The sequence below is a fragment of the Mycobacterium sp. ELW1 genome, from assembly GCF_008329905.1.
GTDB lineage: Bacteria > Actinomycetota > Actinomycetes > Mycobacteriales > Mycobacteriaceae > Mycobacterium.
On the sequence record NZ_CP032155.1, the window covers coordinates 3,873,864 to 3,893,891 of the forward strand.

The 20,028-nt window shown below is 65.4% G+C and carries 20 protein-coding genes; 11 read left to right on the forward strand and 9 right to left on the reverse strand.

Annotated features, from left to right (window positions below; translation table 11 throughout):
- Positions 1-3 precede the first annotated feature (3 nt).
- From D3H54_RS18375 to D3H54_RS18385, 3 genes are read right to left on the reverse strand one after another with little or no spacing between them, the layout of a single operon-like run.
- Positions 4-1,212 (reverse strand): winged helix-turn-helix domain-containing protein, encoded by a 1,209-nt coding sequence (locus D3H54_RS18375; protein WP_149380266.1) that lies wholly within the window; start codon positions 1,210-1,212, stop codon positions 4-6.
- Entirely contained in the window at positions 1,209-1,688 is a 480-nt protein-coding gene (locus tag D3H54_RS18380) for a dihydrofolate reductase (protein WP_149380267.1), read from the reverse strand. The genes D3H54_RS18375 and D3H54_RS18380 overlap by 4 nt, the downstream gene beginning before the upstream one ends.
- The gene (locus tag D3H54_RS18385; RefSeq protein WP_149380268.1) at positions 1,685-2,485 is read right to left on the reverse strand and encodes a thymidylate synthase; all 801 of its coding nucleotides are present in this window, start codon (positions 2,483-2,485) and stop codon (positions 1,685-1,687) included. Before D3H54_RS18385 ends, D3H54_RS18380 begins: the two co-directional genes overlap by 4 nt.
- 43 nt (positions 2,486-2,528) lie before the next feature.
- Here D3H54_RS18385 and D3H54_RS18390 point away from each other — a divergent pair, with 43 nt between their 5' ends.
- Entirely contained in the window at positions 2,529-3,269 is a 741-nt protein-coding gene (locus tag D3H54_RS18390; RefSeq protein ID WP_149380269.1) for a dienelactone hydrolase family protein, read from the forward strand.
- Here D3H54_RS18390 and D3H54_RS18395 read toward each other — a convergent pair.
- Entirely contained in the window at positions 3,258-3,725 is a 468-nt protein-coding gene (locus D3H54_RS18395; RefSeq protein WP_149380270.1) for a hypothetical protein, read from the reverse strand. The two genes, D3H54_RS18390 and D3H54_RS18395, sit on opposite strands and share 12 nt — an antisense overlap.
- Positions 3,726-3,969: 244 nt before the next feature.
- Here D3H54_RS18395 and D3H54_RS18400 point away from each other — a divergent pair, with 244 nt between their 5' ends.
- The 9 genes from D3H54_RS18400 to D3H54_RS18440 all read left to right on the forward strand — a co-directional run bounded on the left by D3H54_RS18400 (position 3,970) and on the right by D3H54_RS18440 (position 16,221).
- The gene (locus D3H54_RS18400; protein WP_286199296.1) at positions 3,970-4,518 is read left to right on the forward strand and encodes a TetR/AcrR family transcriptional regulator; all 549 of its coding nucleotides are present in this window, start codon (positions 3,970-3,972) and stop codon (positions 4,516-4,518) included.
- Between the two features lie 150 nt (positions 4,519-4,668).
- Positions 4,669-8,976 carry an AAA family ATPase gene (locus tag D3H54_RS18405; RefSeq protein WP_149380271.1) on the forward strand — a complete coding sequence of 1,436 codons (4,308 nt, stop codon included), beginning with the start codon at positions 4,669-4,671 and terminating at the stop codon, positions 8,974-8,976.
- 38 nt (positions 8,977-9,014) lie between these two features.
- Entirely contained in the window at positions 9,015-9,857 is an 843-nt protein-coding gene (locus D3H54_RS18410) for a hypothetical protein (RefSeq protein ID WP_286198920.1), read from the forward strand.
- Between the two features lie 28 nt (positions 9,858-9,885).
- Positions 9,886-11,028: a polyprenyl synthetase family protein gene (locus D3H54_RS18415; RefSeq protein ID WP_286199297.1), complete on the forward strand. Its 1,143-nt coding sequence runs from the start codon at positions 9,886-9,888 to the stop codon at positions 11,026-11,028.
- A complete protein-coding gene (locus tag D3H54_RS18420; RefSeq protein WP_149380273.1) occupies positions 11,025-11,483 on the forward strand; it encodes a hypothetical protein in 459 nt (152 codons plus the stop codon). The genes D3H54_RS18415 and D3H54_RS18420 overlap by 4 nt, the downstream gene beginning before the upstream one ends.
- Complete coding sequence (locus D3H54_RS18425; RefSeq protein ID WP_149380274.1) at positions 11,480-11,749, forward strand: hypothetical protein; 270 nt, start codon at positions 11,480-11,482, stop codon at positions 11,747-11,749. The genes D3H54_RS18420 and D3H54_RS18425 overlap by 4 nt, the downstream gene beginning before the upstream one ends.
- A complete protein-coding gene (locus D3H54_RS18430; RefSeq protein WP_149380275.1) occupies positions 11,746-12,768 on the forward strand; it encodes a hypothetical protein in 1,023 nt (340 codons plus the stop codon). The genes D3H54_RS18425 and D3H54_RS18430 overlap by 4 nt, the downstream gene beginning before the upstream one ends.
- On the forward strand, positions 12,761-13,168 hold the full coding sequence (locus D3H54_RS18435) for an SCP-2 sterol transfer family protein (RefSeq protein WP_149380276.1): 408 nt from the start codon (positions 12,761-12,763) through the stop codon (positions 13,166-13,168). The genes D3H54_RS18430 and D3H54_RS18435 overlap by 8 nt, the downstream gene beginning before the upstream one ends.
- Positions 13,165-16,221, forward strand: coding sequence for an FAD-dependent oxidoreductase (locus D3H54_RS18440; RefSeq protein WP_149380277.1), 3,057 nt, complete (start codon positions 13,165-13,167; stop codon positions 16,219-16,221). Before D3H54_RS18435 ends, D3H54_RS18440 begins: the two co-directional genes overlap by 4 nt.
- Positions 16,222-16,228: 7 nt before the next feature.
- Here D3H54_RS18440 and D3H54_RS18445 read toward each other — a convergent pair whose 3' ends face one another.
- From D3H54_RS18445 to dapB, 4 genes are read right to left on the reverse strand one after another with little or no spacing between them, the layout of a single operon-like run.
- Complete coding sequence (locus D3H54_RS18445) at positions 16,229-16,681, reverse strand: flavodoxin family protein (RefSeq protein WP_149380278.1); 453 nt, start codon at positions 16,679-16,681, stop codon at positions 16,229-16,231.
- A gap of 25 nt (positions 16,682-16,706) precedes the next feature.
- On the reverse strand, positions 16,707-17,189 hold the full coding sequence (locus tag D3H54_RS18450; RefSeq protein WP_149380279.1) for a nitroreductase family deazaflavin-dependent oxidoreductase: 483 nt from the start codon (positions 17,187-17,189) through the stop codon (positions 16,707-16,709).
- Positions 17,186-17,608, reverse strand: coding sequence for a tetratricopeptide repeat protein (locus D3H54_RS18455; protein WP_149383615.1), 423 nt, complete (start codon positions 17,606-17,608; stop codon positions 17,186-17,188). The genes D3H54_RS18450 and D3H54_RS18455 overlap by 4 nt, the downstream gene beginning before the upstream one ends.
- 35 nt (positions 17,609-17,643) lie before the next feature.
- A complete protein-coding gene (dapB, locus tag D3H54_RS18460; protein ID WP_149380280.1) occupies positions 17,644-18,378 on the reverse strand; it encodes a 4-hydroxy-tetrahydrodipicolinate reductase in 735 nt (244 codons plus the stop codon).
- Between the two features lie 100 nt (positions 18,379-18,478).
- Here dapB and D3H54_RS18465 point away from each other — a divergent pair, with 100 nt between their 5' ends.
- Positions 18,479-19,378, forward strand: coding sequence for a PE-PPE domain-containing protein (locus D3H54_RS18465; protein WP_149380281.1), 900 nt, complete (start codon positions 18,479-18,481; stop codon positions 19,376-19,378).
- Positions 19,379-19,445: 67 nt separating this feature from the next.
- Here the strand turns inward: D3H54_RS18465 and aldR are convergent, their stop codons facing one another.
- Positions 19,446-19,958 carry an HTH-type transcriptional regulator AldR gene (aldR, locus tag D3H54_RS18470; RefSeq protein WP_149380282.1) on the reverse strand — a complete coding sequence of 171 codons (513 nt, stop codon included), beginning with the start codon at positions 19,956-19,958 and terminating at the stop codon, positions 19,446-19,448.
- Positions 19,959-20,028: the final 70 nt, after the last annotated feature.

The following is a 20,028-nucleotide window of genomic DNA, read 5'->3' on the forward strand; positions in this document are numbered from 1 at the left end:
CGCCTACAGCGCCGCGGACAGCGCCCCGACCAGGTCGCCGCGTGTGCCGACCGTGGCGTTGCCCAACCCGAGCCAGGCGGCCATGCTCTGCAGTTCGGCAGCCATCTGCGATGCCACGAATGTCGGGTCCTGGCCTGGCTCGGTGAATGCTCCGACCACGTTGAGCGCGTCGTTGGCACGGTCAGCCTTGAGGTCGACACGTCCGACGAGGCGCCCGTCGAGCAGGAACGGCCACACGTAATAGCCGAACTGCCGCTTGGGTTCAGGTGTGTAAATCTCGATGCGGTAATGAAAACCGAAGAGTCGCTCGAGGCGCGGGCGGAAGAAGATCAGCGGGTCGAACGGGCACAACAGCGCCGTGCCGCGATCCACCCGGGGCACCACCACACCCGGCGCCAGGTACGCCGGCGCAGACCAGCCGTCGACCTCGACCGCTTCGAGAGCACCCTCGGCCACCAGCGCGGCGACCGCGGGCTTGCTCTGCTTGGGACTCAGCCGGAAATAGTCACGCAGATCGGGTTCGGTGGCCACCCCGAGCGCACCGGCGGCGCGCTGCACCAACTCCCGCACCGCCTCGTCATCGTCGACCTCGCGGGCCAGCACATGCGGCGGCAACACCTTCTCGGTCAGGTCGTAGTGCCGGGCGAACCCGATTCGCGTCGCGGTCGTCAGTGCTCCCGACGACCACAGCGCCTCGGCCACCCACTTGGTGTCGCTGCGATCCCACCACGGACCCTTGCGCCGCGCGCGTTCCCCTTCCAGGTGCGCTTCGATCTGGCCGGCCGTACTCGGTCCGAGTTCGTCGACGGCAGCCAGAACATTGTCGGCCAGACGCGGGTTCTTCTTGACGATCTCCTGGCCCCAGCGGCCGTGGGCGTATTCCCGCATCCGCCAACGCATCAGCGGCCAGTCCTCAACCGCCATCAGCGCGGCCTCATGCGCCCAATACTCGACCAGCAGCCGCGGCGCCCGGGCAGTGTGGCTCCACGCCGCGGCGTCGAGGACGCTGCGATCGTAGGGGCCGAGCCTGCTGAACACCGGCGCGTAATGCGCGCGCACGGCCACCGACACCGAGTCGAGCTGCAAGACCTGGATGCGTGCGATGAGCCGGCGCAGGTGCGCGCGGGTGACGGGTCCGCGCGGTGCGGGTTCGGCCAGGCCCTGAGCGGCGACGGCGATCCGGCGGGCTTGGTCGACAGAAAGCCGGGTCATGCCCGAACGAAGGTGTGGAACCGGTAGCGCAGACCCGAACTGCTGTCCTGCCAGTCCCCCGACGTGCCGACCCACGATTCGTCGAGAGCCGGAGCCAAGGCGTCCTCGTCCTCGAGGCGCAGGTCGATCTCCACCTCGGTCACCTCGCAGCGGTTCGCCACCGCGAGGGCGAGGTGGTAGACCTCCGAACCGCCGATCACCCACATGTCGTCATCGGGCACGTCGTTCAGCGTGCCCACCACCGTCGCTCCGTGCGCCATGTAGTCAGCCTGCCGGGTGAGTACGACATTTTTCCGGCCCGGCAGCGGCCGCACCGAGCCGGGCAGCGATTCCCAGGTGCGCCGGCCCATCACGACGGTGTGTCCCATCGTGAGTTCCTTGAAGCGGGCCAGGTCCTCCGGAAGCCGCCAGGGAATGCCGCCGTCGCGGCCGATGACACCAGAGGTCGACTGCGCCCAGATCAGGCCAATCGTCATACGGCGACCGGCGCTTTGATCGCCGGGTGTGGATCGTAATTGCGGATCTCGACATCGTTATAGGTGTAGTCGAAGATCGAATCGCGTTGAGCGAGAACCAATTCAGGGTACGGGCGAGGGTCGCGGCTCAACTGTTCGGTGACCTGCTCGACGTGGTTGTCGTAGATGTGGCAATCACCGCCGGTCCAGACGAAGTCGCCGACCGCCAGTCCGGCCTGGGCGGCCATCATGTGGGTGAGCAGCGCGTAGCTGGCGATGTTGAACGGAACCCCGAGAAACAGGTCGGCGCTGCGCTGGTAGAGCTGGCAGCTCAGCCGCCCGTCGGCGACGTAGAACTGGAACAGCGCATGACACGGGGCCAGTGCCATCTGCGGGATCTCGCCGACGTTCCACGCCGAAACGATGATCCGGCGGCTGTCCGGGTCGGTGCGCAGCAGGTCCAGCGCGGCGCTGATCTGGTCGACGTGCTCACCTGACGGGGTCGGCCACGACCGCCACTGCACCCCGTACACCGGTCCGAGATCGCCGGTGGCAGAAGCCCATTCGTCCCAGATGGTCACACCGTGCTGCTGCAGCCATTCGACGTTGGATTCGCCACGCAGGAACCACAGCAGCTCGTAGACCACCGACTTCAGGTGCACCTTCTTGGTGGTGATCAGCGGGAAACCGGCCGACAGGTCGTAGCGCAACTGGTGGCCGAACAGACTGCGGGTGCCGGTACCGGTGCGATCAGATTTCGGCGTGCCCTGCTCGAGCACAAGTCGCAGCAGATCCTCGTACGGCGTGGCGATCGGCACGCCGCTCAGCTTACGTCCGCAGGCAGAGAGTACAAACGAAGCCATGCCGACCATCTCTGACACCGTCACCACTGCCGATGGAACCTGTCCGGTCATCCTCGCCGTTCCCGACGGGCAGGGCCCGTGGCCGGGTGTGATCATGTATCCCGACGCCGGCGGCACCCGTGCCACGTTTGTCGACATGGCGGCCCAGCTGGCCGACCTGGGGTACGTGGTGTTGGTGCCCGACGTGTACTACCGCAGCGGCGATTGGGCGCCGTTCGACATGGAGACGGTGTTCAGCGACAAGGCCGAGCGGCAGCGGCTGTTCTCGATGATCGGCAGTGTCACGCCCGATGCGATGGCCGCCGATGCGCGGGCGTTCTTCGACTACCTCGCCGGCCGCCCCGAGGTGACGGGCGAGGCGTTCGGCACCACCGGCTACTGCATGGGTGGCCGCACGTCACTGACGGTCGCGGGGCGGGTACCCGAACGCGTGGCCGCCGCGATGTCGTTTCACGGCGGCGGGCTGGCCTCCGAGGACCGGGACAGCCCGCATCTGCTGGCCGACCAGATCACGGCGGCGGTCTATGTCGGCGGAGCTCAGGACGACGCCTCCTTCACCACAGCCCAGTCCGACACCTTGGACAAGGCGCTGACAGCGGCCGGCGTCGACCACACCATCGAGTGGTACCCCGCCGCCCACGGCTTCGCGGTGCCCGACAACGGGCCCTACGACGAGGCCGCCGCCGGTCGGCACTGGGACGCGATGAGGGACTTCTTCGGGGCCCACCTACCCCGCTGAGTCGTCCTTGTGGCGGGAGTGGCGCAGGCTGGCCAGCGCCCGGATGACGCCGCGCGACGCGTAGACCGCGACGACACCGGACAGCAGGATCAGGAACACGAACATCACCAGCCAATTGGTTCGGCTGTGCGGCACGTTCCACCACACGATGGTGAACAGCACCGCGCAGACGAAGACCACGATGTCGCGCCAATTGCCCTTGTACGACGTGGCGATCTCGCGCAGCTCACGGCTTTTCTCGGTGGCGTCGATGAGGTCCACGATCCGCGCGTCGATGCTCTGGCGCAGCCTGGCGCGCAGCTCGACGTTCTCCTCGGGCAGCTGGTCGAGCAACTCGAGGTCGGCCTTGATGGCGCCGCGCACGTCGGGCCCACGGAGATTACCGGCGGCGACGCCCAGTAGCGCCCCGCCGGCGATCGGCGCGGCCCCCAGAGCGATCTCAGCGATTCCCGGCATGCACAAGACCGTAGGGCCGACCGGCCCACCGGGTCCAGAAAAGACGTCAGATCGTCCGGTCTCGGAGTCGGCCTGGCCGCGATAAGCCAGGTGGCAGGGCTGATGACGTACTTTGACTAGGCGAGCCGATCCCGATTGGAGGGCGAGACCGATCCCAGCCACACGCCAGCCCAGCGACAACGCCAAGCGCCGTATCGAGCGGCGCGCAGCAGATCGCCGGGCGTCGAACGAGCGGTGGCGCAGCATCCTTCTCGGCGCCACCGAGGTTTTCCGGCGTGAAGGATTTGCCCGTGCCCGGCTCGAAGACGTGGCTGCCGAAGTCGGCATCAACCGGGCCTCGCTCTACTACTACGTCGGAACCAAGGAAGAGTTGCTACTCGCCCTCGTCGAGGAGCCGGCCCGCGACATGACGCGGCACTGCCGTGCTGCACTGGAATCCGACGAGCCGGCCGACGTCAAACTACGTGCTGCACTGCATTCCTACGTCGACGACCTACAGAACCACCCTGAGCTGTTCCTGCTGTTCAGCGAGAGCCAGCACCTCGCCGCGATCCCCGATGCCCACGGCATCACCACCAACGCCGAGGATTACACCCGCACCCTGCTCGCGATCGTCGAGGAGGGCGTCGGGACCGGGGTTTTCCGCGACGATCTGGAGCCGCGGCTGGTGACGCACGGAATCCTCGGCATGCACAACTGGATCCATCGGTGGTACGCGCCCAGCGGGCGGTGCTCACTGACCGAAATCGGCGAGGTCTTCGCCGAGATGATCCTTTCCGGCCTGCGGCCCTGACCAGGCGCGGATAGCGCACGCAACCGCCGATTCGTCACTACTATGCATGACACTGCCCTCGGGGGGTCTGGCCATGCATTTCGACATCAACCTGCGATGTCCTCACCGTGCCGTCGGACCGACGGCCCCGCATGAGGTGTCGTTCCGGCCGTGACGACTCCGGTTCTGGATCTCGGCGGCCGTGTCGTCGACCGCCGGAACGAGCTCGCCGATCTCCGAGCCGCGGTCGACGCGGCGGGACGGACCGGCGGGGCGTGTCTGCTGCTGAGCGGCGCGCCGGGCGTCGGCAAGTCGACGCTGATCCACGCTTTCGGCATCGAGGCATCCCGGGGTGGGTGTGTTTTCGGCTACGGCAGATGCCGGGCTGACGCGCCGGCGCCGTATTCGGCGTTGTCCGTAGCGCTGGGCTCGATCGTGCGCACCATGCAGGCCACGGGTCCGGCCGAGCGCACCCGCTGGGAAGCCGAACTCGTCGCCGAGATGTCGGGTTTCGCGGGCATTCTCACCGAACTTGTGCCCGAATTGGCCTCGCTTCTAGGCGAATTCGCGAATCCGACCGAACTCGACGCCGCGGACTCTCGACACCAGCTGCACCGCGCCATCATCCGGCTGCTCGCTGCCACCGCATCGTATCGACCGGTGGTGCTGGCGATCGACGACCTTCAGTGGGCCGACCGGGACACGCTGCTGCTGTTGGCTGAGCTGTTGACGGTGTCGCTGCGCAACGTGCTGGTTATCGGCGCCCACCGGCAGGGCGAGTTCGATCCGGCCGGGGTCGCCCTGAAATCGGATGGCCTGCAAGCTATCCAGCTCGAACCTCTGGCCCTCGGCGATATCGAAGAGCTGCTGGCCGATGTCTGCGGCCGCAGTGTGGAGATGGGCGACGTGGCCGCCGAGTTTCACCATCGGACAGGCGGCAACCCGCTGCACGTCCGGCAACTGTTCTACCGGGCCCAACGCGAAGGCGCGCTGGTCCCGGTCGGCCCGGGTGGCCACCCGAGCTGGGACCTGCGCGTACTCACCTCGATCGAGGTGTCCGCCACCACCGCTGAGTTCCTGGGCCGCTACCTCGACCAGCTTCGCCCGCCAGACCGGGAGATCTTGAGTTCACTCGCGTGCATCGGGGGCGAATTCGACCTCGAGGACGCCACCGCCGCGGCCGCGCAGTCGCCCGATGTCGTGGCCCGCGCATTGTGGGAATGCCTCGAACTCCGGCTGGTCGAGGCGCTTGACGCAGGCGGGCAACGGATCACCAACGCGATCAGCCACGATGCCCGCTATCGGTTCAGCCACGATCGCGTGGCCGAAGCCGCCCGCGCGGAGCTGTCGGCCGACGATATGCGTGCCATCCACTTGCGTATAGGGCGACGGCTGATCACGCTGGGCGATGACCGAGTCTTCGAAGCGGCGCGCCATGTCGGCATCGCCGGCCTCGGGTCGGCGACCGAGACCGAACGCAGGAGCTTCGTCGAGGTCGTGCGTCGAGCGGCCCGAAAAGCCCGGGCGCAGGCCTCATTTCCGCTGGCGCTCGGTTACTGCCGCAGTGCGCTGGACCTGCTCGGCGAACAACGCTGGAGCACCGACTTCGCTCTGACGCGCGAGCTGCAACTCGACGCCGCGGATGCCGCGTTGCTCGTCGGTGATGTGACGACACTCAACACGTTGCTCGACGAGGCCGAACAGTTCCTGCACCAGCCGCCGGACCGGGCGCATATCGCGTATCTCCGTCTCAAAGGCTGCGTGACCGAGAATCGTCTGCAGGATGCGCTCGAAATCGGGCTTCAGGCTCTCGCGCAACTCGGCGAACAGGTGGCAACCGACGCCGGCAAACCACGAATGGGCAACGCGATCGTCCGGATGAAACTCACGATGCGACGCTGGAGCAACGAACGTCTGTTGGCGCTGCCGCACTGCGATGACGAGCGGGTCGTCGCGCTTCATCCAATCCTCGCCGAGCTGTGCAACATGGCGGTCCTCATACGGCCGAACATCCTGCCGCTATTGGTGCGAAAACAACTCGATCTCACCCTGGCCCACGGCCACACGCCCTCCTCGCCAGTGGTCATCACCGGGTACGGCATCGTGCTCGTGTTGCTCGGCGACCACGCTGGCGCCCAGCGCTTCGGCGAGGTCGGCCGGGCACTCGCGGAACGACCCGAATTCCGGGAGGCCCGTCCGCAGAACGTCTTCATGTACCTGGACTACATCCATCACTGGCGCCACCCCATCCGCGACGGCGTGGCGGAGCTTCGCAGTGCGGTGGATGCTGCACTCGACCAAGGCGACCAGGAGAACGCAGGTTTCCTGGTCGCGGTCCTGCTCTCGCAGTCGTTCTGGCTTGGTCGTCCGCTGACCGAGATCGACGCCCTCGCCAGATCCCTGATCCCGCAGATCCGTTCACAGCCGGTGCCCAGTGCCCTCTGTCAGGCCGTGCAGCAACTGTGCCTCAATCTGATGGGGCGCAGCGCCGACCCACTCCTGCTCGCCGGCGAGAGCGGGTACGACGAGCGAGACGTGCTTCCAGCGGCTCGCCGCGAGGGCGATGCCGTGGCCCTCGCCGCGGCCGCGGCCATGAAGCAGGGGCTGCATTTCTGGTGTGGTGACTACGCCGGCGCGGCCGCCGCCACGCATGAGGCCATCGAGCACATCGACGGGTTGGCCGGGGTCCCGGCCTCACAGCTGGTGTACCTACTCGGCGCGCTCAGCATGATCCACACCGCACCAAAGGATTCCGCGACCGCCCGCTTTGTCCGCCAGGCTCTAACGTTGCACCGCAAGTGGGCGGCGGGCGCACCGGACAACTATGCGGCACCCTATGCCCTCATTCAGGGGGCGTGGGCGCGAGCTCGCGGCCAGAACACGAAGGCCGATCGCTTACTTCACCAGGCGATCGGGCTCGCCGAGGAGAACCAACTTCCGATCGTGAGCGCATACAGCCACGAGGAGGTCGCCGCCCTCTACGCCGGCACCGGGCGCGCAACGCTCGGCGAGCACATGCTGCGCAGGGCCTACCAGCGATGGCAGAACCTGGGTTTCGTGGTGCGCGCCGACAGGCTGGCACGGGAGCATCCCTGGCTACTGCGGCGCGACCTGTCGGGTTCAGGCGGTATCGACCCGGTCGGGGCGCACCAGCTACTCCACTCCCTGTCCGCCGCGCGGACCGCGGACACTCTGGCCAACATCGTTTTGGGTTCGGTGTCGGACACCACCGGCGCGGATCGGGTCCTGTTCCTCACCGGCGAGCCCGAACACCTGGAAGTTCGCGCCATCAACGACCGTGGCGCCATCTCGATCGTGGACGGCCCATGGACCGAAGTTTCCTACGACCCGGTGATCGTGCGTCGAGTGATCGACGATGGATCACCCGTGATCGTTGCCGCAGATCGCGCAGCAACGACCCCTTCAGTCCTAGCATCACCGATCCGATTGCACGACAACATAATCGGTGTGATCTACGCCGAGAAGGGCGAATCTGGAGGAGTTTTCAGCGGCGACCACGAACAGGCGGTCGTGTTCTTGTGTGCGCAAGCAGCGGCTCCGCTGTGGAACTTCCAACTCGAGGCACGACTTCGGGCCGCCGACGAGTACCGGCAGTCGCTGATCGACGTTCAGTCGCGATTCGTACCGAACGAACTCCTGCGCATCCTCGACATCGACGACCTCCGCCGCGTCCGCAGCGGCTACCGGGTCGAACGCGAGATGACGGTCCTCATCAGCGATATCCGTAGCTACACCACGATGATCGAGGATATGAACGTCGCCGAGGCGGGCAACCTGGCGACGGACTTTCTGCGGGCCATGGAATTGCCGATCATCAGCTACAACGGCATGGTCCAAGACATGCGCGGCGACGAGATCGTCGCGGTCTTCGAGTCCGAGCCCGACGCTGTGCGCGCGGGGTTGGGCATGCTGCGCTCCTTGCACGATCACAACCAGGAGCGCAAAGCACTCGGCTCTCCAGAGCTGCGGGCCGGCATCGGGATCACCACCGGCACGGTGGGGGTCGGCCTGGTTGGTGGCGTCAACCGCATGGTTCTCACCATCATCGGCGACGCAGTTAACCTCGCTGCGCGCATCGAGAGCACCAACAAGCGTTACGGCTCGGCGTTGCTGATCTCCGATCAGACCCATGCGCGGATTGCCCACTTGGCCGAATTCGACGTCCGCCGCATGGAACGGGTCAAGGTGGTCAACCGGCGCCAGCAGGTGACGATTTATGAAGTGTACGAATCGGATTCGATTGCACTACGAGAGGCCAAGCGTGCGGCTCAGCCCGCCTTCGACGAGGCCTTCGCCCTGTTCGACGCGGGCGATGTCGAAAAGGCCCGCGCCGCCTTCGAACGCTGCCGAAAGTTGCTGCCCGACGATCCGGTTGCGCCGTTGCACTTGGCGCACTGTGATGCGATAACGCGTGGCGAAATGGACCCCGGTCAAGAAATAGTTCTCCTGAGCAAGTAGTTCACTACTCCATTTTCGGAATTCGGCGAATTGATTGCGTGCGCGTCGATTTCGTCTGCCATGATCGAGGCCAAATACCTACGACTTGTCGGGGGTCCGTAGTCATGTATCTGAGTGCAGAACGGTTGGCCTTGGCCAATCAGGCCGTGCGCGACACATTCGCGAATTCGAGCATTGCCTGGCAGACAATCCCGCACTGGGACACCGGCGATCCCGGCCAGTTGTTTGTCTCGGACGGCATTCTTTCGCCGCCGGGTGTCGTGCCGCTGGACTTCAAGGATTCGAAATTCGTCGTAACCCTCGCGCAAGCCAACGCGCCCACTCCTGACGCCCTGCTGACCGCAGTGATGGCGGCCGCAACAGATTTGGCGAAGCAGGTCGATGGGGATGTCATCCCAAAGCTCTACGGCAAGGCGACTGCAACGCCACCCTTGACAGGCAGCATCAATCCCAAAGATCTCCAACCACCCCTACTCGAAGCGCGGATCAATGTGGAGAACGCTGGCTATCGAGCGCCGTCGTGTCTGATCACCAACTCGCCGGGACTGCTGAAGCTCAACGAGTTCATCAGTGGCTACGTCAACATCGTCGAGCAGCTCATGCAGGTGGCGAACGTCAATGCCTTGCACCGAGCCAGTGACGTCGACCCGCCCGATCCGAAGACGCGATTAATTCTCATCGGCCGCAGGCGGCGAATCCCCCAGGGGGCGGCCACGGAGGCCTCGCCCGGCGAGGAGCCGGTGGACCTGGCGGTCAGCCTGATGCCCAGTGTGGAGGTGGCCGGTGAGACCGTCAACGGCGCAATCGAGCTGCACGCCCGGATCCGATACGCGTTGAGAGTCACAGATGTTGCGGGTGTCGCCAGTATCAAGCACGCGTAGCCGACTCCACGAGGGTGGTCATCCACCGCTGTGCAGCCCGCTCGACGACTACCTCGCGCTCTGCAAAGAGGCCTGTGACGGTGAGATCGCGCGGCTGTACGGTCCCGGTGAGCGTGACAAAGGTGGCCTCTACGACCTGATCCTCGACTATCCGCTGCGGGGCGGCAAGGCGCTTCGGCCGGCACTGAGCATCGCGGCGTGCCTTGGGCTCGGCGGCCATCTCGAGGCAGTGTTACCCACGGCGGCCACCCTGGAGCTGTACCACAACGCGTTCTTGATCCACGATGACATCGAGGACGAATCCTGGTGGCGGCGAGGCAAACCCACGCTGCACATCGACCACGGTGTCCCGATCGCCATCAACGTCGGCGACGCCATGCTCTCGCTCTCACTGCAACCGCTACTCGACAATGTCGAACGAATGGGACTCGGGCCGGCACTGCGTATTCTGCGAGCGGTCGCAAAAATGACCCGCCTGACTGTCGACGGCCAGGCGCTGGAACTGGACTGGGTGCGCTCGAACAGCTGGCGGCTCAACGACGCCGACTACCTGAAAATGGTGGAACTGAAAACCAGTTGGTACACGTTCATCACGCCGTTGCAGGCCGGAGCGATCGCTGCGGGGGTAGACCCCGAGCTCATGGAGCCGCTGGAGTCCTTCGGTCGGCATCTCGGCGCGGCCTTCCAGATCACCGACGACCTGCTCAATCTGCGCGGCGACCCGCAGGAGTACGGCAAGGAGATCGGCGGGGACCTGTGGGAGGGCAAGCGAACCCTGATGCTTCTGTACACCTTGCGCCATGCTGAGCCGAAGGATCAGGATCGCGCCATAGCGATCCTGGCCAAGCGCCGCCCGAGTCCTGACGGTGAGGAGCTGACCGACCTGCTCGATCGGCTGGCAGCACAAGGCGACCTGTCGCACTCGGGGCGCGCCGAACTCGTGGCCCGTCTGCAGAGGTACCAGCCGTCGGAGTGCAAGAGCATCAGCGAAATTCACTGGTTGTTCGAATTGATGCGCGACGTCGGATCCCTGAGGTATGCGCGTGATGTCGCCGCAGCACATGCGGAGAAGGCCGCCGCGGTGCTGGCAACCCTCGATTGGTTCCCGCACAGCCGCCACCGGGACGTATTAGCCGATCTTGTCGACTACGTGCATGGGCGGACGCGATGACACCCGAAGAGATGGCCGGCATGCTTGCGGAACTCGAGAGAGTCCGTGAGCTCACCCTGGATCTCATCGAGCGGGAGACACCACATCTGCACCCGCCGCCACCAGACGACGGCGACGGGACGGAACGGGCTGTGTTCGACCTGCTGATGAGAGCGCGCCGCGCTGTACTCGGCAACCCAGCAGCCGCTCGCAGGTTGCATGACCTTCTCATTGCGGAGGGCCGCCGCTACGCCGGTACCCCTCGCGGAGCGCGATTGCGCGATGGACTGGCCGCGTCCGAATCGGTGGAGAACCTCCGCCGGGTGTGGGAGATGGTGAGCCTCAACGCTCTCGGCGGCCCCGCTTCGCCAAGCGGAACCCCGGACGCGTGGGCTGATCTGCTGGTCGACGCCCTCGCCGGGCAGGGCCTCGACGACACCATCCTGGCGCGGCTGCGGCCCGAGGGGTTCACATGACTCTGACTGATCCTCGTGACGCGCTTGCCGACAGGAGCGATTTCATCGGCTACCTGGTCGGTCTCACCGCACTGGCCGACGTGGTTCGCGCTCTGGCCTCCGACACCGACCGCCGCACCGCGCCGGTACGGGACTGCGACGACTTCGGATATGCCCTGCTCGGGCTGGCCAGCATAGGTTCGGCCATAGAGCGGATGGCCAAATGCGCTGTTCAACAGACGGATACGAATGCGACCTCGATCGCCGCCACAAGGTTTCTCCGATGAGCGCCGTGCTCGCGCGCAGCGACTTTTTGCGAACTCCGATCTTGGCCCGCGCACGACCTGCGTGCTTCAAGGAGTGGCATCACTTCGTGATCCATGGTCACGGCGTGCGAGTGTTGATCAACTTCAGCCTCAACAACGAAGTCTTCGGGGCCGACGAGGTGCGGCCGGCACCCCGCGTCATCGTCATCGCACACGACGAGAACTGGACCGGCGCCATCGAGCGGTTCGACGGGCATGCGATCGAGGTATCGCCAGATCTGGGCGACCTGGCGATCGGCGGCAACCGGATGACGGTCCAGGCCGACGGCTACCGCGTGTCAATAGATCTGCCTGAGAACGATATTCGGGGCGAACTGCATTTCGCTGCGACCAGCCAGCCGTTTGTGGTTCGCAACGAACCTGCGGGTGACGGCCGGATCAGCTGGCTGTTCGTGCCACGACTGCGCGCGACGGGGTGGCTGCACATCGGTGGCCGACATCACCGATTCGCCGACGATCTCGCCTATCACGACCACAACTGGGGCCGATTCCGGTGGGGCGACGATTTCGGCTGGACCTGGGGAACCATCTTGCCCACCGCCCCCGAAGACCCGTGGTCGATGGTGTTCGTCGAGATAACTGACCGCACCTGGCTGCGGTCGGTATCGCGATCGCTCTACGTCTGGCGCCACGACGAACCCGCCGCGATATTCCGACACGCGGCCGTCCAGACCCACTCAAATGGCAGACTCAGCCGCCCCGCGGACTGCACCCTTCCCCCTCCGATGCGGCTGCTTCTCGACGGCGAAGTACCGGGTGTGCCGGAGCGGGTAGAGATCACCGCGGCACGAGCAGGCGATTCTGTGCATGCCGAGTTCCATTCGCGGTCCTACGCTCGCCTGGCGCAACCGAGCGAAGTGCGCCTGGACCGATCGACCGTGCTGTGCGAAACCGACGGCAAGGTTCGGGTGAACGGCACGATCAATGGCGAGGACTTCGCCTTCGTCGGTACCGGAGTATTCGAGTTCCTCTATGGCTGAACAGGTGTCGTCGCTCTTCCGACGGTCGGTGGACCATCTCGCGGACGATATGCCCGCCAGTTATCGGTTGCTGGTTGCCGAACTCGGCGGCCTGGTCGTTGAACTCGGCGTCGGCGACGACGTCTTCTCGGTCCACGCCACGGGTGAGCGCCTCCAGGTGTCGGACGGCCCTGCGGAGGCGGCCAGGGTCCGGGTCCGAACCTCGCGAACCGCCATTCTCGATCTGATCGACGCCAGAGTCGGTCTCGACGAGGCCGTGGAAGCCGGTGCGGTGTCGGTTTGCGGTTGCCTCGATGACGTTCAGCGCGCCCACGACACACTGCTGGCATACCTCCACGGCGCCGTTCGAGCGGCCTCGGTCCCCACGCTGCTGTCGGAGCTTCGGGCAGGCGTGCCATGACCGACCACAGCATCACGACCCCGGCCTCCTGCAAGCGCCGGCCCTGCGTGGCAGTGCTCGGCGCCGGTATCGCGGGGCTCACCGCTGCACACGAGCTCGCCGAACGCGGCTTCATCGTCACGGTGTACGAAGCCCAACAGGATGAACGCAACGGGTTGGGACCCCAACGCACGGGGACATACCCACCCGTCAAGCTCGGTGGCCTTGCCGCCTCTCAGTATTCGACGGTGGGCACGCGCGACGGGAGCCAAGCCGAACTGCGTGCATTCCCCGGACGACGGGGCCATCCGCCTGCACCGGGGCGTGCCGTCGCAGGCGAACACGGCTTTCGCTTCTTCCCGGCGTACTACCTACACATCTGGGACATGTTCCAGCGCATTCCGGTTTACCAGCATGTCCACCGCGCCGACGACACAGCTCACTGGACGCCGACCTCGCGCACCGTCTATGACAACGTCCGACGGGTGGTCACTCAGGGCGCCACAGCAGACGGTGCGCCATCGTTGGTGTTTCCCCGGGAACTCCCGCGCAGCCCCGCTGAATTCCTCGGCGTCCTGAGTCAATTGACGACTCTGGGGTTCGCCCCCAGCGACATCGCCACCTATGAGAGCAGGCTGCTCCGCTATCTCGTCACGAGCCCACTGCGCCGCGCGGAAGAACTGCAGAACGTATCGGCATACGACTTCTTTGTCGGATACGACCCCCAAACCGGAACCGCCAAATACTCCTACACCCCGCAGTGCGACAAGCTGTTACGCCAAATGCCAAGGGTTTTGGTCGCGCTCGACTCACGCTGGGGAGACGCGCGCACGAACCTCAGCACGAATCTGCAGCTGTACCTGAGCATGGACCGCCGCGACAACAAGGCCGACGGTGTGCTCAACGGTCCCACCACCGAGTCGTGGTTCGATCACTGGTATCACCACCTGGTCGCTCTCGGCGTCCGCTTCGCCCGTAAGGCGGCAACGCGCATCGACCCGCCCACCGTCGATTCGACGAAGCCGCCCCACCTGCGTCCCCGTGCACAGATCACGTTCGCCGACGGGTCGCGCGTCACCGCGGATTATGCCGTCGTCGCCGTCGACGCCCCGGCTGCCGAGCACCTCGCCACCGCGCTGCACGCCGCGGGCACGGGCGGTACCGCGGCCAAGCTCGACGGTTTCACGACCATCGCTCCCCCACCCGACGGCCCCCTGCAGCCCGGCGCGACCCGACCCACGCGGCGGCGCAACCCTTACTCGATGGACGAGCTGGGTCGAGTGCCATGGGATCGGTTCCAGACACTGGGCGGTATCCAGTTCTACTTCGATACCGAGTTCCAGCTGGTTCGAGGTCACATGCTCTACGTCGGCAGCGAATGGGGGCTGTCGTCGGTCAACCAGACCGGATTGTGGGAGAACCGCCCGATTCTGGATCGCGACGGCCACGTTTCGGTGCTGTCGGTCGATATCGGCGATTTCAATACGCCGTCGTCGCACGTGGTGAACGAGTTCGGCCTGGGCAAAGCGGCACGCGACTGCACTCCTGACGAGATCGCCGCAGAAGTCTGGCGCCAGATCACCTCCGCACTGGCCAGTAACTCCGGGTCAGGCGGCCAAGGGGTGGTTCCCATGCCGATGTGGTACGCGCTCGATCGCGGTCTCGTCATGGCCGCGGGACCCGGTCAGGGGCAGGGCCGGGTGATCCGTAACGACACCCCGTATCTGGTCCCCATCGTCGGTGATTGGGACAACCGGCCGAGCGCTGAGCCGTGGAACCCGCACGGAACATCGTGGAGTTACGTACCGCCCGAGGATGTTTGGCTCGACAACCTCGAACAGCACAACGTCTGGCAAGCGCGCCACGGTGGCTATCAAGTGCACAACAATTCCGTCGTCTTCGCAGGCACGTGGAACAAGACGTTCACTCGGTTGACATCGATGGAAGCGGCGTGCGAGTCGGGTCGCCATGCTGTCAATGCCATTCTCGACCACTACATCTGGGTCGAAACGGGCGGTGCCGATCGTCGCGAGAAGAGCCCGGCTCTCGATTGGGTGTTTCCCTACGGCTTCCTCGATCAGAGTCTGTCGAGCCCGATTCGGATGCCGACACCCGCCGGTGACTACTGTTACGTGTTCGACATCGAGAACCGTGAACCGGCCGACACCCGCGCCCTTCGCAATCTCGACTCAGACTTCTGCGAGCAGTCGCTGCCGCATCCGTTGGACACGCCGATCCTTCCGCTCGGCAGCCCTACCGCCGTTCCCACCGCACCTGCAGGAGGTTTTGGAATGTTCACTCCGTCACCGGACTACATGCAACAGCTGTTCGCCTATCTCCAAGCAGGACAACAGCTTCTGCAGCAGTGGGCTACCTTGGCGGGAAGCCCGCCACCGCCGGCCAATCCGTTTGTGACGCCCACCGCCACGGCGGGTGGACAGTCCCCACCGTTCATGGCACAGCCCATTCCTCCCGCGCCGGCTGACTATGCGCAGCAGCTTTTCGGTTATCTTCAGGCTTGGCGTCAGTATCTTGAGCAAGCCGGCGCGGCACCATCGCCACCGCAGACACCGACTCCAGCGCCCTCGGCCGTGCCGACGCCGTTGTTCGGCGGGCAGCTGTTTGCGCCTACCCCTCATCACGTCCATGGCCACGGACAGGACATCGGCAACGAGCCGGAGAACGGCGCCGGCAGTAAGAGCAATCTGCTCAGTGGCGATGGCAAAGGGTCGAATTCGACATTTCCACCGGAGCTCCGGATGGCACCCACCGCCACCAACACCCAGGCACCCGACTCCGATCAACAGATTGGACGCCAGCAGCAGCAGATCCTCATCCGGCCCGGCAACTTCAATGTCCACCAGATCGACGGCGTGGGACAGCAGATCCTCGGGCTGAACCCGACCACGTCATCCCTCCGGGCCACATCCACCAGCGAGCAGTCGGACATCGCCAGTCCTGTTGCCGCGTCGGCATTCACCAGTGCGATGAATCGGGTGGATCCGGCGTCCGTGCAACCGATCAACGCGAAATCGCTGTTCTCTCAAGCAGACCTCGAAACACCATCCGGCTAAGCGGTATTCACTCCATCAGCCCAGCAGCGACCGTCGCGCCGAGATTCCAGCACGCCTCCAGGTCATCCTTGGTCGGCTTGCCGGACACGATCACCGTCTCGGCGGCTCGCACCCAGCCCAACCCGGCGGTGATGCCGTCGATGGCGCGCTGCGCCCCCTCGGTGCCCTCGTTACCGTGCAGGTAGACACCGAACGGCCTGCCCCGTGTCGCATCCAGGATCTGGTAGTAGGACTGGTCGAAAGCGTGTTTGAGCGCGCCGCTGATGTAGCCGAGATTGGCGGGGCTGCCCAGCAGGTAGGCGTCCGCCTCCAGCATGTCGACCGCCGACACAGTGAGTGCCGGACGCCGAATGACGTCCACGCCGTCGATCTCGGGGTCGGTCGCACCGGCGAGCACCGCCTCGAACAGCTCCTGGCAGTGCGGCGACGGCGTGTGATGCACGAGCAGTAGGCGTTTCATCTCCGACACCATGGGCTCCCAGCGCTCACGTCGCCGTGGGAGTCAGAACGATGACCGGGAACTGGCGCGTCGTCCTTGTCTCGTAGTCGGCGAAGTACGGATACATCTGCACCAGTCGTCGCCAGAGCTCGTCGCGCTCATCAGCGCCGGCTTCGGCGGCCTCGACGCGGACAGTCGCGCCCCTAACCTGCACGAGCGCAGAGGGATTGGCTTTCAGGTTCAGCCACCACACGGGGTCGGTGTCACTGCCGGAGTACGCCGCCGCGATCACGAACCGGTCGCCGTCCTCGATGTAGATCAGTGGCACGGTTCGCGACTTGCCGGTCTTTCGTCCGGTCACGGTCAGCAGCATCGTCGGATATTTCGGGTTCTGGGCCTTGCCGCCACTCAGGCGGTACGCCGCGGAGTGCAGTCCGCTGATCACGCGGGTCACCGGTCGCATGGCCGGGCGCCGCAAGACGTTACTCACGGCGTTGAAGAGACGCGCACCCGGGGAATCAGTTGTCACCGCGTCACCTCCGCCTGCAAGGCAACGGCTTTACGCATCGTCTCACGGGCTCGGCCGCGATCCCCCGCATAGTCATAGGCCCGCGCCAACCGGTACCACCGCTGCCAGTTGTCCGGATCGGCTTCCAGTTCGGCCCGCACCGTGTCGAACAGCGCGTCCGCGGCGTCGCGTTCGATACGTCCCGAAGGCGTCCGCGGCAGCTGGCTCACATCGAGTTCCATCCCGGCCTCGGCGGCCAGCCGCGCCAGCCTCTGGTGGGCAAAGCCGGCCCTCAGCGTCGCCACCATCGCCCAGGCCCCGACGACGGGCAGGATCAACACCCCGATGCCGAATGCGACGGCGACGGGAGTGCCGGTGCCGATCAGAGTGACACCGGTGCGGCCCAGCAGCAGAAAGTAGACCACCAGGGCCGCACACATGAGGCCGATCAGGAGCTGGACGCGCAGGGCAGAGTTCACAGGTCGAGCAGCGGTTCGATTCCGATGGTGAGGCCGGGCCGGGTGGCGATCTGGCGGACCGCGAGCAGCACACCGGGCACGAACGAGGTGCGGTCCAGGCTATCGTGCCGGATTGTCAGCGTCTCCCCGAGGGTGCCGAACAGCACCTCCTGATGCGCGACCAGCCCGGTCAGCCGAATGGAGTGCACCGGCACGCCGTCGACATCGGCTCCGCGAGCTCCTTCCAAGCCGGTACTGGTGGCATCGGGGTTGGGCGGCAAGCCTTTTCGCGCTTCGGCGATCAACCGGGCGGTGCGGGTCGCGGTGCCGGAGGGGGAGTCGGCTTTGTGCGGGTGGTGCAATTCGATCACTTCGACGGATTCGAAGTAGGGCGCGGCCTTCTGCGCGAAGTGCATCGACAGCACGGCCCCGATCGCGAAGTTGGGTGCGATCAGAACAGCGGACTCGGGCTTGTCGGCCAACCAGGAACGGACGGTGTCCAGGCGCTCGTCGGTGAAGCCGGTGGTGCCGACGACGGCATGGATCCCGTTGTCGATCAGGAACTTCAGGTTGTCCATCACCACATCGGGATGGGTGAAGTCGATGACCACCTCGGTGTCGCTGTCGGTCAACAGCGACAGCGCATCCCCGGCGTCGACTTCGGCGCTCAGCGTCAGATCATCGGCCGCACGGACGGCGTCACACATCGTGGTTCCGACTTTGCCTCTGGCTCCCAGGACCGCAACTCGCATACCTGCAGCCTATCGAGGCGCAGTCCACCCTCACCTCAATGCACCAATCACCGTTCACCGCGGGTTGCTAGGACCTACCATTTCCCTGGGGAGGTCGGGGATGTTCACAAAAACTGGATTGGCCATAGCAATCAGCGCCGCGTTGATCGCGGCGGCTCCGGTGAGTAACGCCGCAACAGTGCTCACACTCGAAGGCGGTTTCGTCGGGATGCAGCATCTTGTGCATTTCGTGCCGACGCAGCTGCAGGGTGACCTGTGCAAGAGCCCAAATCATTGTCAGCCGGTCGACTACTTCGCGTTTCCTACCGGCGCCTTCACTGACCAGGGCGCGACGAAGGTGCAACAGGCAATCGCGAAACTTCCGGGCGACGAGCAAATCGTCCTGTTCGGCCATAGCCAGGGCGGACAGGTGGTCTACTCCGACCTGCGCCGGTTTGCCGCCGACCCCGCCAACGCACCCGACCCGTCCCGTCTGACCTGGGTCTCGATCGGCAACCCGGAGAATCCGTACGGGGGTCGGCGACCCAAGACCGAGAGTTCGACCACCCCCTGGCTGCCGGTGGACACCGCCTACACGGGCACCGAGGTCATCCGGCAGTACGACGGCTGGGCCGACTGGCCGGACGACACATCCAACCTGCTCGCGGTTGCCAACGCCGTCGCCGGCATGTTCTCCATCCACACGAACTACCGCAACGTCGACCTGGCCGATCCCAACAACCTGCGGTACACACCGGACGTGGCCGGACAGCCGGGCAACGTCACCTATGTGTGGGTGCCGACGAAGACGCTGCCCCTCGTCGCCTGGGCTGGACCACTGGCCCCGGCGCTGGACAAGAAGCTGCGCCCGATCATCGAGAAGGCCTACCACCGGCCGGTCGACATTCCCGATCCGCATACGCCGGCCAGCGCGTCCCAGCGCACTGCCACCAAGGTCGCGAAACCGGACAGTAAGCCGAAACCGAAATCGTCGACGGCGTCTTCGGCGCGCCGAAAGTAATGCCACGGCGATGATCGGCGCGATTTCCCGCCGTGGCGTTACGTTGGGCGCCAGGGGCATTGGCCGACTAGAGCGGAGCGGCACCGCGCAGGTGCTCGAAGATCAACGACGTCTGGGTTCCCGCCACGTCGGCGTCGGAGTTGAGGTTTTCGACGACGAACGAGCGCAGGTCGTCGGTGTCGCGGGCGGCCACATGGATGATGAAATCGTCGGCGCCGGCCAGGAAGTACACGTCCATCACCTGCGGCTTGCGCCGGATGTGTTCGATGAAGCTGAGGATCTTTCCGCGGGCGTTGGATTGCAGGCTCACCGAGATCATCGCCTGCAACGACAACCCGATCGCGGCCGGATCGATATCGGTGTAGAAGCCGCGGATCACACCGATGTCCTGCAGCCTGCGCACCCGGCCGTGACAGGTCGACGGCGCGATACCGACAGCGTCCGCCAGTGCGCTGTTGGAGATGCGGGCGTCCGCGTGCAGGGTGGCCAGAATCCGCCGGTCGACGTCGTCCAATTCGGCCCGAACATCCTTCGGCGCAGCTGCCGGACGAGCACCCAATATCGCCGATTCTTCAACCATCACGACAATCTATCGAATTTTCGGCAATACGATTGCATTGTGCTCGAATTTTCTTCACACTTCTTCCCAA